Origin of the sequence: Streptomyces lanatus (assembly GCF_014655715.1) — a bacterium.
GTDB lineage: Bacteria > Actinomycetota > Actinomycetes > Streptomycetales > Streptomycetaceae > Streptomyces > Streptomyces lanatus.
In genome coordinates this window covers 1,128,468-1,142,450 of record NZ_BNBM01000001.1, presented here as the reverse complement: position 1 = coordinate 1,142,450, position 13,983 = coordinate 1,128,468, and the positions used below count along the sequence as shown (strand labels likewise).

The window sequence follows — 13,983 nt, the reverse complement described above, 5'->3', positions numbered from 1 at the left end:
CTCCCTTGTTCAGCCGAGCAGTTCGACCTCCGAAACCACCGCCTCGCCGTCGAACACCAGGCGGTACTTCCCGTACGTACCCGGTGACCCCACGGAGAACGCCCGTGTCTGGCGGTCCCATGCGAAGGACTGCCCGGAGCGCGCGTCCAGAGTCCGCCAGGTCGCCCCGTCGTCCTTCGACGCCTGGAGCTTCCAGCCGGTCGGCGCCTTTGTGCGGTCGGCCGGTGACGTCAGCGTGTACTGCACGGCCTTGGCGCCCTCGGACACCGGCAGGTCCACCGAGGTGACAGCCGCCTCCGTCGCCGAGGTGTTGTCGAACAGCGCGCCGTCGCCCTTCAGCACGTCCGTCCGAGGCGTCGGCACCTTGTCGTCCTGGGTGATGGACACGGGCGCGGCGTTCTTGCCGGTGCCCCAGGACGACGGCTTCGAGCCCATGTCGAACTCCAGGACCCCGCCCTTCGCGATCAGCGAGTGGGGGAGTGAAGTCGACTTCCAGGAGACGCCGTTGACCTTCAGGCCCTGGACGTACACATTGCGGGCGCTGTTCTTCGGCGCCTTGACGACCAGCTCGCGGCCGTTCTCCAGATGGATGGTCGCCTTGGTGAACAGGGGCGAGCCGATGGCGTACTCGCCGCTGCCCATCACCAGCGGATAGAAGCCGAGGGAGGAGAACAGGTACCAGGCCGACTGCTCGCCGTTGTCCTCGTCGCCGTGGTAGCCCTGTCCGATCTCGCTGCCGACGTACAGCCGCGACAGCACCTCACGGACGTTCTTCTGCGTCTTCCAGGGCTGACCGGCTGCGTTGTACATGTAGTTCGCGTGATGGGCGACCTGGTTGGAGTGGCCGTACATGCCCATCCGGACGTCCCGTGCCTCCGTCATCTCATGGATGACGCCGCCGTAGGAGCCGACGAAGTCGGGGGAGGCCGTCTCCGGGGTGGCGAAGTACTCGTCCAGCTTGTCCCCGAGCCCGCTCCGGCCGCCGTAGAGGTTGGCGAGGCCCCGGCTGTCCTGGGGCGCCGTGAAGGCGTACCCCCACCCATTGGTCTCGGTGTAGTCGTAGCCCCACACGCGCGGGTCGTACTTCGAGGACTCGACGCGCCAGTCGCCCTTTGCGTCGCGGCCCTGGAAGAAGCCGGCTTTCTCATCGAAGAGATTCACATAGTCCTGGGCGCGGTTCAGGAAGTACGCCGACTCCTCCTTGTAGCGCTTGTCGCCGGTCTTCTTGTAGAGCGCCTGGCTCATCTTCGCGATGCCGTAGTCGTTGAGGTAGCCCTCCAGCGCCCACGACAGGCCCTCGTGCGTCTCGGTGCTGGTGTAGCCGAGGAAGGGCGAGGTCTCCATGCCCTTGCGGCCCACGCCGGACGACGGGGGGACGACGGTCGCGTTCTTCACGGCCGCGTCGTACGCCGACTTCGCGTCGAAGTCGACGCCCTTGACGTAGGCGTCCGCGAAGGCGACGTCCGATGAGGTGCCGGTCATCAGGTCGGCATAGCCGGGGGAGGACCAGCGGGAGGTCCAGCCGCCGTCCTTGTACTGCTGGACGAAGCCGTCGACCATCTCGCCCGCCTGGCTCGGCGTGAGGAGCGAGTAGGCCGGCCAGGTGGTCCGGTACGTGTCCCAGAAGCCGTTGTTGACGTACACCTTGCCGTCGACGATCTTCGCGCCGGTGTGCGTCGGGGTGTCCGGGTTCGGCATCGGCGAGAACGGCGACGCGTACTGGTACTTCGAACCGACCTTCTCGAAGCCGGAGTTGGGGTACAGGTACAGCCGGTACAGGCTGGAGTACAGCGTGGTCAGCTGGTCCTGTGTCGCGCCCTCCACCTCGACCTTGCCGAGGATCTTGTCCCACTGGCGCTGAGCGCGTGACTTCACCGTGTCGAAGGAGGCGCCGTCGACTTCCTGGCGGAGGTTGTCCTTGGCCTGGTCGACGCTGATGAGGGAGGTGGCGAGGCGGAGCGTGACGGTCCGGTCGTCGCCGGCGTCGAAGCGCAGATGCCCCTTCACCCCGCTGGAGGCCCCGTCGGTCACGGGCTTGTCGAACTCGCCGTAGATGAAGAGCCGGGTCGCCCCGGTCGACAGGCCGGACTTCACGTCCGAGTAGCCGGTGAAGGTCCCGCTCTCCTTGTCGAGCGTGAGCCCCGCCTGGTCCGTCACATTGTCGAAGACGACGCTCGCGTCGTCACCCGGGTAGCTGAAGCGCAGCACCGCCGCGTGGTCTGTGGGCGCCATCTCGGCCTTCAGGCCGTTCTCGAACCGCACCCCGTAGTAGTACGGCCGCGCGGTCTCGTTCTCGTGCCGGAAGGCCAGCTCGCGCGCCTCGCGCCCGGTGTCCGGGGTGCCGGACGCGGCCGACGGCATCACCTGGAAGGTCTGCCGGTCACCCATCCAGGGGCTGGGCTCATGGCTGGCGCTGAACGCCTGGATCGTCGGCAGGTTGTCGTCGTTGTTCGCGCGGGCGTAGTCGTACAGCCAGCTCAGCGAGCCCGCGTTCGTCACCGGCGTCCAGAAGTTGAAGCCGTGCGGCACGGCCGTCGCCGGGAAGTTGTTGCCGCGCGAGAAACCGCCACTGGAGAGGGTGCCTCGGGTGGTGAGCGCGTAGTCGGACAGGTGCGCCTTCGGCTTCTCGGGCGCCACGGACTTCAGCGCGATGTCGTCCAGCCAGCCCCGGAACTTCGCCGGGCCCTTCGGGGAGTCGTACGCCACGAGAATCCGGTCGACGGTCTTGCCGGCCGCGACCGACCCGATCCGCGAGGCGACGTTGTTCCACTGGTTGACGTACAGCACCTTGGCGTCGCCCTGTCCGCGCGGCGACAGCGGGAAGCCGTGCTGGTCGGTGGCGCCGAGGTCGCTGAGGTGGGTGCCGTCGGTGAAGGCGAGGTCGACGGAGACGTTCGTGGCGTCGTAGTCGCGGTCGCCGTCGGCCATCGACGGGAAGATCCGGTAGGAGAGGCGGGTGTCGCGGCCGACGGCGACATCGACGTCGTACACCTTGTTGTACGAGTACGCCCGTCCGTCCGCCGTGTGCCGCCCGGCGTAGCGCAGTGCCCGCTTGCCGGTGAAGCCGGCGCCCGCCTTCGCGGTGGGCGAGCCGCTGGGGCCGCGGTCGACCAGGGAGAGCATGTCCTGCGGTATCGGGCCCTCGCTGCCGCCCGTGGAGAACTGGACGTCGGAGAGTTGCAGGATGTCGGCGCCGTTGTTCTTGGTGACCTCCAGGCGGAAGTGCTGGTACTCGGCCGGTTCCGCGAGGTCGTACGTCTTCGTCTGGAACCGCTCGGCGAAGGTCTCACCCGAGCGGGTGTCGACCGTCTTCCAGTCCTTGCCGTCCGAGGAGCCCTGGAGGGTCCAGTCCTGGGGGTCGCGCTCGGCGAAGTCATTGGCCGAAGTGAGCGCGTACTTAGCGATTTTTACCGGTTCGTCCAGGTCGAACTCCACCCATCCGGTGGGGGCGAAGACCAGCCATTTGCTGCTGGGCTCCCCGTCGACGAGGTTCTCCTTCACCTCGCCGCCGCCGGTGTTCTCCCCGCTCGCCCGTACGTCCGTGACATGGTCCGTCACATTGCCCGGGATGCCGCTGCTGTAGCCGCCGTCCACACCCGAGGCGCGCTTGGTGCCGTCCGGGGCGGTGTCGACGGTGTTGAGCCAGTCGGGTGCCGGGTCGCCCGCCTCGAAGGAGGAGGCGAACTCCCGGTCCGCTGCCGCGGGGGCGTCGGGCAGGGCGACCGCCGCGCCCTGCGAGCCCACGGCCAAAACAAAGGCGGCCGCCGACACGACCGCCGTACCCCATCTGTGCCGAGCTCTCTGCTGCATAAGCCGGTACCCTCCCTGCGCACGGGACAACGTTGTCAACTTCGCTGCGCAAGGATCAGTTGTGGCTCAAGTGCCAAGTATTGTCAAGGGTGTTGGGTGTGGCATTCGGGGCTTATGTCGCGGATTTTTCGGGCAAGCCTCGCACAGGCCGCTCATATTTCCGTGAGGTCTCAACTCGGAAAAGACCACCGGCCAACCTTGCATTCGATCTTGCTCCGCTGGCGGGAAGTGGACTATACCTGTCGGCACTTCACATGATTCCGCACTTCCTGCACAACCCAGCTTGACCCGACCGCGGTGCCGGGGAGGATCCGGTTCACCGCCTGAGTCCTGGAGAAGGCGAGGACTTGAGCATGGGATCCACTCCGGCCCAGAATCCCGAGAACAACGGCTCCGCGCGCGTCGGACGCCGCGATCTGATCAAGCGGTCCGCCGCGCTCGGCCTGATCTCCGTCCCCACGATGAGCTTCCTCTCCGCCTGTGCCAGCGGCGGCGGGAGCGACAACGGGGACAAGGCCAAGGAAGGCAAGAAGACCGCGAAGAACCCGCTCGGCGTCAATGACACCGCGCAGATGGAGTTCGTGCTGTTCGACGGCGGCTTCGGCAAGGAATACGCCGAGGACGCCGTGAAGATCTATGAGAAGAGCTTCCCCGACGTCAAGGTGAAGTTCTCCGCCACCCAGAAGATCCAGTCCACCCTCCAGCCCCGCTTCAACCAGGGCACCCCGCCCGATCTGGTCGACAACTCCGGTGCCGAGCAGATGGACATGGGCATCCTCTCCAGCAAGCAGCAGCTCGCCGACCTCACCCCGCTGCTCGACGCCCCGTCGTACGACGACCCGAACAAGAAGGTCCGCGACACCCTGCGCCCCGGCATCGTGGAGATGGGCCAGCTGGAGGGCGACCCGGTCTGGATCATGTACTACGCCTACACGGTGTACGGCGTCTGGTACTCGCAGAAGGCCCTGGACTCGCTCGACGCCACGTACCCCGAGACCTGGGACGAGATGCTCGCCGTGTGCGAGAAGGCCAAGAAGAAGGGCATGGCCGCCTGGACGTACGCCGGCAAGTACCCGTACTACCTGCCCTTCTCGCTCTACCCGATGATCGGCAAGGTCGGCGGTGTCGAGGTCCTCGACGCCATCGACAACCTGGAGCCGAACGCCTGGAAGCACCCGGCGGTCAAGGCCTGCCTCGAGGCCTACTACGAGCTCTACAAGAAGGGCTACGTCCTCAAGGGCACCCCGGGCCTGGACCACATCCAGTCGCAGACCGCCTGGGCCCAGGGCAAGGCGCTGTTCATCCCGAACGGCTCCTGGGTGGAGAACGAGTCGGCGAAGGTCATCCCGGCCGACTTCGACCTCGCCGTCTCCGCGCCGACGGGCATCGACAGCTCCGACAAGATGCCCTTCGGCACGATCTGGGCCTCCGGCGGTGAGCCCTTCATCGTCCCGGCCAAGGCGAAGAACACCGCGGGCGGCATGGAGCAGCTGCGCATCATGCTGAGCGAGGCCAGCTCCAAGAACTTCACCAGCAAGGTCAAGTCGCTCACCGCCTACAACGGCGGCACCGACGGCATCACCCTCACCCCGGGCCTCAAGTCCGGTGTGGCGGCGCTGGAGAAGGCCGGCCAGAACGTGGTGAACCCGCGGATGCAGGACTGGTACGTGCAGCTGCAGAAGGAGAAGATCGGTGTGTCCTGTCTCGGCGAGATGATGGCCGGACGTCTCACCCCGGCCGAGACCATCAAGAAGATCCAGGCTTTCGCCGACGAGACCGCGAAAGACACGTCGATCAAGCACTACAAGCACCAGTAGGTCCCGTGAGGAACCGTCACCAGCGGCTGCGTCCGCGCGCAGATCGGGGTCGATAGCAATGCAGCACGGCAAGTACAAGTTCATCGTGGGGTTCCTCGCGGTGCCCCTCGGGTTGTACGCGCTCTTTGTCGTCTGGCCTTTCATCCAGTCCATCTACTACTCGTTCACGGACTGGACCGGGCTGAGTCCCGAATTCAAGATGGTCGGCTTCGACAACTACGAGCGCATGCTCGACGACGAGATCTTCTGGAAGTCGTTGCAGCACAGCTTGTGGTTCGCGTTGTTGCTGCCGCTGGTGACCCTGAGTTTCGCGCTGTTCCTCGCCTTCATGATCAATGTGGGCGGACGGCGCAGAAAGGGCGGCCCGGCGGTCAGCGGTGTCCGCGGGTCGGGGTTCTACAAGATCGTCTATTTCTTCCCGCAGGTCCTTTCCATCGCGATCGTCGCGCTGCTGTTCGCTTTCGCGTACAACCCGGACAGCGGCGCGATCAACTCGATCCTGCGCGGAATCGGCCTCGACAGCGTCCAGCCGCTCTGGCTGGGTGACCCGAACCTCGCCCTGTGGGCCGTGATGGCGGTGATCGTCTGGTCCACGGTCGGCTTCTTCGTGGTCCTGTTCTCCGCCGGTATGGCCTCCATCCCGGCGGATCTGTACGAGGCCGCGCTGCTCGACGGGGCCGGCCGCGCCAGTACGTTCTTCCGGATCACCCTGCCGCTGCTGTGGGACACCGTGCAGTCCGGCTGGGTCTATATGGGCATCCTCGCCCTCGGCGCCGAGTCGTTCGCGGTCGTACACATCATGACGACCGGACCCGGTGGCCCCGACTACTCGACCACGGTCATGGTCCTGTACGTGTACCAGAAAGCGTTCCGTGACGGGCAGGCCGCCTACGCCACCACGATCGGGGTGGCCCTGCTCGTCGTCACGCTGGCCTTCGCCGCGATCGTGATGCGGCTCGGGCGGCGCGAGCGGCTGGAGTTCTGAGAGTTGACGTTCTCGTGCCTAAAGGCGGGAGATTCCACGGGTCGCCCCGTGGATTTCCTGCTTCGTCGCCGACTGCCCGCCCGGAGTTCTCCGTTGAGGTCTTACACCAGTTCCACAGGCCGACACTGCCCGTCCGGCAGCCAGAAGATTCTTCGCCGCGTTCACGTCCCGATCGTGGGTCGCTCCGCAGTCACATGTCCAACTTCGGACGTTCAGCGGCATCCTGTCCTGCAAGGCACCGCAGGCGGAGCACAGTTTGGAGGACGGGAACCAGCGGTCCACGACCACGAGGTTCCGCCCGTACCAGGCGCACTTGTACTCCAGCATGCCCCGCAGCTCCCGCCACGCGGCATCAGAGACGGCGCGGGCGAGGCTGCGGTTCTTGACCATGTTGCGCACGGTCAGGTCCTCGATCACAAGCGTTTGGTTTTCACGCACGAGTCGAGTGGTCAGCTTGTGCAGCCGGTCGCGGCGCCGGTCGGCAATCCGGGCGTGGATCTTCGCGACCTTGCGTCGGGCCTTGGCCCGGTTGGTGCCATCACCTTTGGCCTTGCGGGACAGTTCCCGCTGGGCGCGGGCGAGGCGGGCACGGTCCTTGCGTTCGTGCCGGGGGTTGGCGATTTTCTCGCCGGTGGAGAGGCTCACCAGGTGGTCCAGCCCCGCGTCAATGCCGATCTCGGCATCGGTTGCGGGGAGTGGAATCACGGCGGGGTCCTCGCACAGCACCGAGATGAACCAGCGTCCGGCCGCATCCTGCGAAACGGTCACCGTGGAGGGGCTCGCGCCTTCGGGCAAGGGCCGGGACCACATGATGTCCAGCGGCTCCGCCATCTTGGCCAGAGTGAGCTTGCCGTCACGGAACCGGAAGCCGCTGGTGGTGTACTCCGCGCTCTTGCGCGACCTCTTGCGCGACTTGAAGTGTGGGTACTTGGCTCGCCTGCCGAAGAAGTTGGTGAACGCACCTTGCAGATGGCGAAGTGTCTGCTGAAGCGGCACCGAGGAGACCTCGTTGAGGTATGCCAGTTCCTCGGTCTTTTTCCACGCCGTCAGCATCGCGGAGGTGGCGTTGTAGTTGACCCGTTCCTGGCGTGCCCATGCCTCCGTGCGAGCGGCGAGCGCCATGTTGTAGACCTTCCGGACGCAGCCGAAGGTGCGCGACAGCTCCGCTGCCTGCGCATCCGTCGGATAGAAGCGGTACTTGAACGCCCGCTTCACCTGGGTCTTGGCCACTCTCACAAATTAGTGCGCCAGCAAGTAAAGATCAAATCTGTCTGCCAGTGCACTGCGATCCGCCCTGAAGGACGGAGCATTCCCGGAGGCATCAGATGAAGACGACCGAGACCACCGCTCCCGTACCGGCCGAGTCCGGTATGCCCATCACCAAGATCGACGTGACGGCGAAGAAGCCGGGCCGGAAGAAGAAGGAGGGCACCACCCTCAACGTCTTCTCCCACGGCGTCCTCATCATCTGGGCGTTCATGGTCGTCATGCCGCTGCTGTGGGCGGTGATGACGTCCTTCAAGGACGACGCCTCCATTTTCAGCTCGCCCTGGTCACTGCCGGACGAACTGCACTTCTCGAACTGGTCGCGGGCCTGGACCGAGGCCAATATGAGCGACTACTTCCTCAACACCATCCTGGTGGTGGGGGGTTCGCTGATCGGCACCCTGGTGCTCGGTTCGATGGCGGCCTATGTGCTGGCCCGCTTCGACTTCCCGGGCAACCGCTTCATCTACTACCTCTTCATCGGCGGCATGAGCTTCCCGATCATGCTCGCGCTGGTCCCGCTGTTCTACGTCGTGAACAACATGGGGCTGCTGAACACGATCCACGGCCTCATCCTGGTCTACATCGCGTACTCGCTGCCGTTCACGGTGTTCTTTCTCACGGCCTTCTTCCGCACGCTGCCGACCTCGGTGGCGGAGGCGGCCTTCGTGGACGGTGCCTCGCACAGCCGTACGTTCTTCCAGATCATGCTCCCGATGGCCAAGCCGGGACTGATCAGCGTCGGCATCTTCAACTTCCTGGGCCAGTGGAACCAGTACATGCTGCCCACGGTCCTCAACACCGACCCGGACAAGAAGGTCCTCACCCAGGGCCTGGTCCAGTTGGCCGTCAGCCAGGGCTACAAGGGCGACTGGTCGGGGCTCTTCGCCGGTCTGGTGATGGCGATGCTGCCGGTGCTCGCGGCCTACATCATCTTCCAGCGGCAGGTGGTGTCGGGGCTGACGGCGGGGGCGTTGAAGTAGGGGGCCGGGCGTTGAAGCCGTGAAGTAAACGCTGTCTGTTGGCCCCAGCGTGAGGGCCGTGTCACTCCACGTCGACAGTGAGCCACCCCACTAAGGGGTGGCTCACGTGTGCGTGTACACATTCCCGGATCCGGTTCAACCTCTTGACGGGAGGCAACCCGAACGGCTCAGCTTAGAGTTCACTAGTTGGACACGAACGGGGTCTCATCGAAGCGGCCCCGCGCGCAGGAGGTCGTCGTGGAGACTCCGGGGTCGCAGTCGTCGCTGCACCGAGCCAATCTGGAGCGGGTCGTGCGGGCCGTACGGCTGGCCGGATCTCTCACCCAGGCGGAGATCGCGAGGACCACCGGTCTGTCCGCCGCGACGGTCTCCAATATCGTCCGTGAGCTCAAGGACGGCGGAACCGTCGAGGTCACGCCCACGTCGGCGGGCGGCCGCCGGGCCCGCAGCGTCTCGCTGAGCGGGGACGCCGGCATTGTCATAGGGGTCGACTTCGGCCATACGCATCTGCGGGTCGCGGTCGGGAACCTCGCCCATCAGGTGCTGGCCGAGGAGTCCGAGCCGCTGGACGTGGACGCGTCCTCGACACAGGGGTTCGACCGTGCCGAACAGCTGGTCAACCGGCTGATCGCGGCGACCGGCGTCGACCGCTCCAAGATCGCCGGGGTCGGCCTCGGCGTGCCCGGCCCGATCGACGTGGAGTCCGGCACCCTGGGCTCCACCGCCATCCTGCCGGGCTGGACCGGCACCAAGCCCGCCGAGGAGCTGCGGGGGCGGCTCGGCGTGCCCGTGCACGTGGACAACGACGCCAACCTGGGCGCCCTGGGCGAGCTGGTCTGGGGCAGCGGGCGGGGTGTGCGGGACCTGGCGTACATCAAGGTCGCCAGCGGTGTCGGCGCCGGTCTGGTCATCAACGGCAAGATCTACCGCGGCCCGGGCGGCACGGCGGGAGAAATCGGTCATATTACCCTTGATGAATCCGGCCCGGTCTGCCGCTGCGGAAACCGGGGCTGCCTGGAGACCTTCGCGGCGGCGCGCTATGTGCTCCCGCTGCTCCAGTCCAGCCATGGCACCGATCTGACCATGGAGGGCGTCGTACGGCTGGCCAGGGACGGAGATCCGGGCTGCCGTCGGGTGATCGCCGACGTCGGCCGTCATATCGGCAGCGGAGTCGCGAACCTCTGCAACCTCCTGAACCCGAGCCGCGTGGTCCTGGGCGGTGATCTCGCCGAGGCCGGTGAGCTGGTCCTCGGGCCCATCCGGGAGTCCGTCGGCCGCTACGCCATTCCCAGTGCCGCGCGCCAACTGTCCGTTCTTCCCGGGGCACTTGGCGGCCGTGCCGAGGTGCTCGGCGCACTCGCGCTCGCGCTCAGCGAGATGGGTGATTCAACCCTTTTGGACAGCACCCTGCATGCCGCCGCGCCTGCCTTCACTTAGAGAACGGATGGCACCGTTGCCAACCCGTTAAGGATTTACTTCTTGACGTCGCACGTGTGGCCGAGTTGACTTCCAGCCACCTCGGCCGCAACGACGCGGCCTCGTCAGGGAGGTTTCTGAAGTGAACACGCGTATGCGTCGTGCCGCCGTTGCCGTTGCCGCAGGTGCGATGGCCATCTCGCTGGCTGCCTGTGGCAGCGCCGAGGAAGCGGGCGGCGACAACGACTCCACCGCCAGCGCCAGCAAGGGTGACGACATCAAGGTCGGTCTCCTGCTGCCGGAGAACAAGACGGCCCGGTACGAGAAGTTCGACCGTCCCTTGATCGAGAAGAAGGTCAAGGAGCTCACGAACAACAAGGCGGAGTTCCTCTACAACAACGCCAAGCAGGACGCCAACCTCCAGGCCCAGCAGGTCGACACCATGATCACCAACAAGGTGGACGTGCTGATCCTGGACGCCGTGGACGCCAAGGCGATCCAGAACTCCGTGCAGAAGGCCGTCGACCAGGGCATCAAGGTCGTCGCCTACGACCGCCTCGCCGAGGGCCCGATCAGCGCCTACACCTCCTTCGACAACGAGGAGGTCGGCCGGACCCAGGGTGAGGCCCTGCTGACCGCCCTGGGCGACAAGGCCACCAAGTCGACCAAGATCGTCATGATCAACGGCTCGGTCACCGACCCGAACGCCGCCCAGTTCAAGAAGGGCGCGCACTCCGTCCTCGACGGCAAGGTCACCATCGCCAAGGAGTACGACACCAAGGAGTGGTCGCCGGACAACGCCAACTCCGAGATGGAGGCCGCGATCTCCTCCGTCGGCGCGAAGAACATCGCCGGCGTCTACTCCGCGAACGACGGCATGGCCGGCGGTATCATCACCGCCCTCAACGCCGCCGACCTCAAGATCCCGGTCACCGGCCAGGACGCGGAGCTCGCCGCGGTGCAGCGCATCGTCGCCGGTGAGCAGTACATGAGCGTGTTCAAGTCCTACCCGTCCGAGGCCGAGGTCGCCGGTGAGATGGCCGTCGCGCTCGCCAAGGGCGAGAGCCTGGACTCCATCGCCAAGGACAAGGTCGCCAGCGGCAGCGCGAAGGACATCCCGTCGGTGCTGGTCCCGGTCGTCTCGCTGACCACGGACAACATCAACGACACGGTCATCAAGGAAGGCTTCTACACCGCCGCCGAGATCTGCACCGGCAAGTACAAGGCCGCCTGCGACAAGGCCGGCATCAAGTAAGGCCGTACCGGCCACAAGACTCCTCCGGCGTCCCGCGCATACGTCAGCCCCGCAAGCTCGGCGCGGGGCGCCGGACGGAACCCCCCAAAACTTTTCTCTGCACAACCCTTCCGCCGGGTCAGGCGGCGAAGGAGATGGTTCACGTGTCCGCTACGCCCGTGCTGGCGTTGCGCGGGGTCTCCAAGCGGTTCGGTGCCGTTCAGGCGCTCACCGACGTAGAGCTTGAGGTCCACGCCGGTGAAGTGGTCGCCCTGGTCGGCGACAACGGTGCCGGAAAGTCCACGCTGGTCAAGACGATCGCCGGCGTGCACCCCATCGATGAGGGCGTCATCGAATGGGACGGCAAGGCCGTCTCGATCAACCGGCCGCACGACGCCCAGAGCCTGGGCATCGCGACGGTCTACCAGGACCTCGCGCTGTGCGACAACATCGACGTCGTCGGCAACCTCTTCCTGGGCCGCGAGCTGAAGAAGCGCGGCGTCCTGGACGAGGTCGAGATGGAGCGCCGCTCGCGCGAGCTGCTCCAGACCCTGTCGATCCGCATCCCCAGCGTGCGTATCCCGATCGCCTCGCTCTCCGGCGGTCAGCGCCAGACCGTGGCCATCGCCCGCTCCATGCTCGGCGAGCCCAAGCTGGTCATCCTCGACGAGCCCACCGCCGCCCTCGGCGTCGAGCAGACCGCACAGGTCCTCGACCTGGTCGAGCGGCTGCGCGAGCGCGGCCACGCCGTGATCCTCATCAGCCACAACATGGCCGACGTCAAGGCCGTCGCCGACAAGGTCGCCGTGCTGCGCCTCGGCCAGAACAACGGTGTCTTCGAGGTCAAGACGACCTCGCAGGAGGAGATCATCTCCGCCATCACGGGCGCCACCGAGAACGCCGTGACCCGCCGTGCGGCGCGCACGACCGGGGAGGTTTCCAAGTGAGCATCGACAAGACCTCCGCCACGGCGCAGGACCACGAGGTACTCAACACCGAGGCCGCCGCGGCCGCGGTCACCGCGGTCGACCCGCGCCTGCTGGTGCAGGAGCAGGGCCTGGCCGGCTACCTCACCGAGTTCCGGCGCAAGCTGAAGGCCGGTGAGCTGGGCTCCCTGCCGGTCATCCTCGGCCTGATCGCCATCTGCGTGATCTTCCAGAGCCTGAACTCGGCCTTCCTGTCCGCGCAGAACATCAACGACATCACCGTCACGATGGTCGGCACGGGCATGATCTCCGTCGGCATCGTCTTCGTGCTGCTGCTCGGCGAGATCGACCTCTCCGTCGGCTCGGTCAGCGGCGCGTCCAGCGCCATCGCGGCCGTCCTCGCGGTCAACCAGGGCTGGCCCGAGTGGGCGGCCGTGCTCTTCGCCGTCGCGGCGGGTGCCCTCATCGGCGCGGCGCACGGCTTCTTCTTCGCGGTGCTCGGCGCCCCGGCGTTCGCCGTCACACTCGCCGGTCTGCTGTTCTGGCTCGGCTTCATGCTCCAGACGCTGGGCGAGAACGGCACGATCAACCTCGACAGCGACGGTCTGATCGGCAAGCTGACGACGTACTTCTTCACGGACGTGGCCGCCGCGTACGGCCTCGCGGCCGTGGTGACCGCGGTGTTCTTCATCACCTCGTTCCTCGGCAACCGTCGCCGCGAGGCCGCGGGCATCCCGTTCCGGCCGCTGAGCGACACCGTCCTGCGGACGGTGCTCCTGGGCATCGTCTCCTTCGCCGCGGCGATCATGTACAACCAGTACAAGGGCCTGCCGCTGGCCACGGTGATCTTCCTGGTGTTCCTGGTCGGCACGGACTTCCTGCTCCGGCGTACCTCGTACGGCCGCAAGATCTTCGCGCTCGGTGGCAGCGTGGAGGCCTCGCGTCGTGCGGGTATCAACGTCACCGCGGTGCGGATCTCCGTGTTCGCGATCTCGGGCGGGTTCGCGGCCATCGGTGGTCTCTTCCTGGCCTCGAAGATCGCCTCCGCCAACCAGAGCGCCGGTACGGGTGACCTGCTGATGAACGCGATCGCCGCCGCGGTTATCGGTGGTACGTCGCTGTTCGGTGGACGTGGGCGCACCTGGAACGCGCTGCTCGGTGTGCTGGTCATCGTGTCGATCCAGTACGGGCTGCAGCTGGAGTCCATCGCCGAGCCGGTGAAGTACATGATCACCGCAGGTGTGCTGTTGACCACCGTGGTCATCGACTCGATCACCCGTAAGACGCAGAAGACAGCCGGTCGCGCGTAGCGCGGGACGCCGTAGGGGCGTGGGTGGATTGTCGTGTGCCGGTCCGTTGTGGCTGGTCGCGCAGTTCCCCGCGCCCCTTTCGGCGTTGTGCGTCGCGCCCACGCGGCGGTAGCCGCATATGGACACAGCCCCGCGCCCCTGTCGGCGTTGTAGTACGGGGTGTTGTTGGGTAGAGCCGTTTGCGTGACGTATGACAGGTGGGCCGGGAACCTTCCGCTGGGGCGGAACATTAGACT

At 66.3% G+C, this 13,983-nt stretch carries 8 protein-coding genes and 1 pseudogene; 7 read left to right on the top strand and 2 right to left on the bottom strand.

Annotated elements, in window-relative coordinates; translation table 11 throughout:
- Positions 1-9: 9 nt before the first annotated feature.
- A complete protein-coding gene (locus IE325_RS05020) occupies positions 10-3,810 on the bottom strand; it encodes a GH92 family glycosyl hydrolase (RefSeq protein ID WP_190068411.1) in 3,801 nt (1,266 codons plus the stop codon).
- 353 nt (positions 3,811-4,163) lie between these two features.
- On the opposite strand from IE325_RS05020, the gene ngcE reads away from it, so the two are divergent.
- Both ngcE and IE325_RS05010 read left to right on the top strand, forming a co-directional pair.
- Positions 4,164-5,627: an N-acetylglucosamine/diacetylchitobiose ABC transporter substrate-binding protein gene (gene ngcE, locus IE325_RS05015; protein ID WP_190068410.1), complete on the top strand. Its 1,464-nt coding sequence runs from the start codon at positions 4,164-4,166 to the stop codon at positions 5,625-5,627.
- Positions 5,628-5,685: 58 nt separating this feature from the next.
- Positions 5,686-6,612, top strand: a complete 927-nt coding sequence (locus IE325_RS05010; RefSeq protein WP_190068409.1) for a carbohydrate ABC transporter permease — start codon at positions 5,686-5,688, stop codon at positions 6,610-6,612.
- 37 nt (positions 6,613-6,649) lie between these two features.
- On the opposite strand, the pseudogene IE325_RS05005 reads toward IE325_RS05010, so the two are convergent.
- Positions 6,650-7,842 (bottom strand): annotated as a pseudogene (locus IE325_RS05005) (RNA-guided endonuclease InsQ/TnpB family protein); the annotation flags it as partial.
- 95 nt (positions 7,843-7,937) lie between these two features.
- On the opposite strand from IE325_RS05005, the gene IE325_RS05000 reads away from it, so the two are divergent.
- From IE325_RS05000 to IE325_RS04980, 5 genes are all read left to right on the top strand, one after another.
- Complete coding sequence (locus IE325_RS05000) at positions 7,938-8,861, top strand: carbohydrate ABC transporter permease (RefSeq protein ID WP_190068407.1); 924 nt, start codon at positions 7,938-7,940, stop codon at positions 8,859-8,861.
- Positions 8,862-9,098: 237 nt separating this feature from the next.
- On the top strand, positions 9,099-10,298 hold the full coding sequence (locus IE325_RS04995; RefSeq protein WP_190068406.1) for an ROK family transcriptional regulator: 1,200 nt from the start codon (positions 9,099-9,101) through the stop codon (positions 10,296-10,298).
- A gap of 133 nt (positions 10,299-10,431) precedes the next feature.
- Positions 10,432-11,532 carry a sugar ABC transporter substrate-binding protein gene (locus tag IE325_RS04990; RefSeq protein ID WP_190068524.1) on the top strand — a complete coding sequence of 367 codons (1,101 nt, stop codon included), beginning with the start codon at positions 10,432-10,434 and terminating at the stop codon, positions 11,530-11,532.
- 134 nt (positions 11,533-11,666) lie between these two features.
- Positions 11,667-12,458 carry an ATP-binding cassette domain-containing protein gene (locus IE325_RS04985; protein ID WP_190068405.1) on the top strand — a complete coding sequence of 264 codons (792 nt, stop codon included), beginning with the start codon at positions 11,667-11,669 and terminating at the stop codon, positions 12,456-12,458.
- The gene (locus IE325_RS04980; protein WP_190068404.1) at positions 12,455-13,747 is read left to right on the top strand and encodes a sugar ABC transporter permease; all 1,293 of its coding nucleotides are present in this window, start codon (positions 12,455-12,457) and stop codon (positions 13,745-13,747) included. The genes IE325_RS04985 and IE325_RS04980 overlap by 4 nt, the downstream gene beginning before the upstream one ends.
- Positions 13,748-13,983 lie beyond the last annotated feature (236 nt).

Excerpts from the sequence above, each read along its gene's own strand:
- IE325_RS05020 (WP_190068411.1), bottom strand. The coding sequence starts at position 3,810 with ATGCAGCAGAGAGCTCGGCACAGATGGGGTACGGCGGTCGTGTCGGCG.
- ngcE (WP_190068410.1), top strand. The coding sequence starts at position 4,164 with ATGGGATCCACTCCGGCCCAGAATCCCGAGAACAACGGCTCCGCGCGC.
- IE325_RS05010 (WP_190068409.1), top strand. The coding sequence starts at position 5,686 with ATGCAGCACGGCAAGTACAAGTTCATCGTGGGGTTCCTCGCGGTGCCC.
- IE325_RS05000 (WP_190068407.1), top strand. The coding sequence starts at position 7,938 with ATGAAGACGACCGAGACCACCGCTCCCGTACCGGCCGAGTCCGGTATG.
- IE325_RS04990 (WP_190068524.1), top strand. The coding sequence starts at position 10,432 with ATGCGTCGTGCCGCCGTTGCCGTTGCCGCAGGTGCGATGGCCATCTCG.
- IE325_RS04985 (WP_190068405.1), top strand. The coding sequence starts at position 11,667 with ATGGTTCACGTGTCCGCTACGCCCGTGCTGGCGTTGCGCGGGGTCTCC.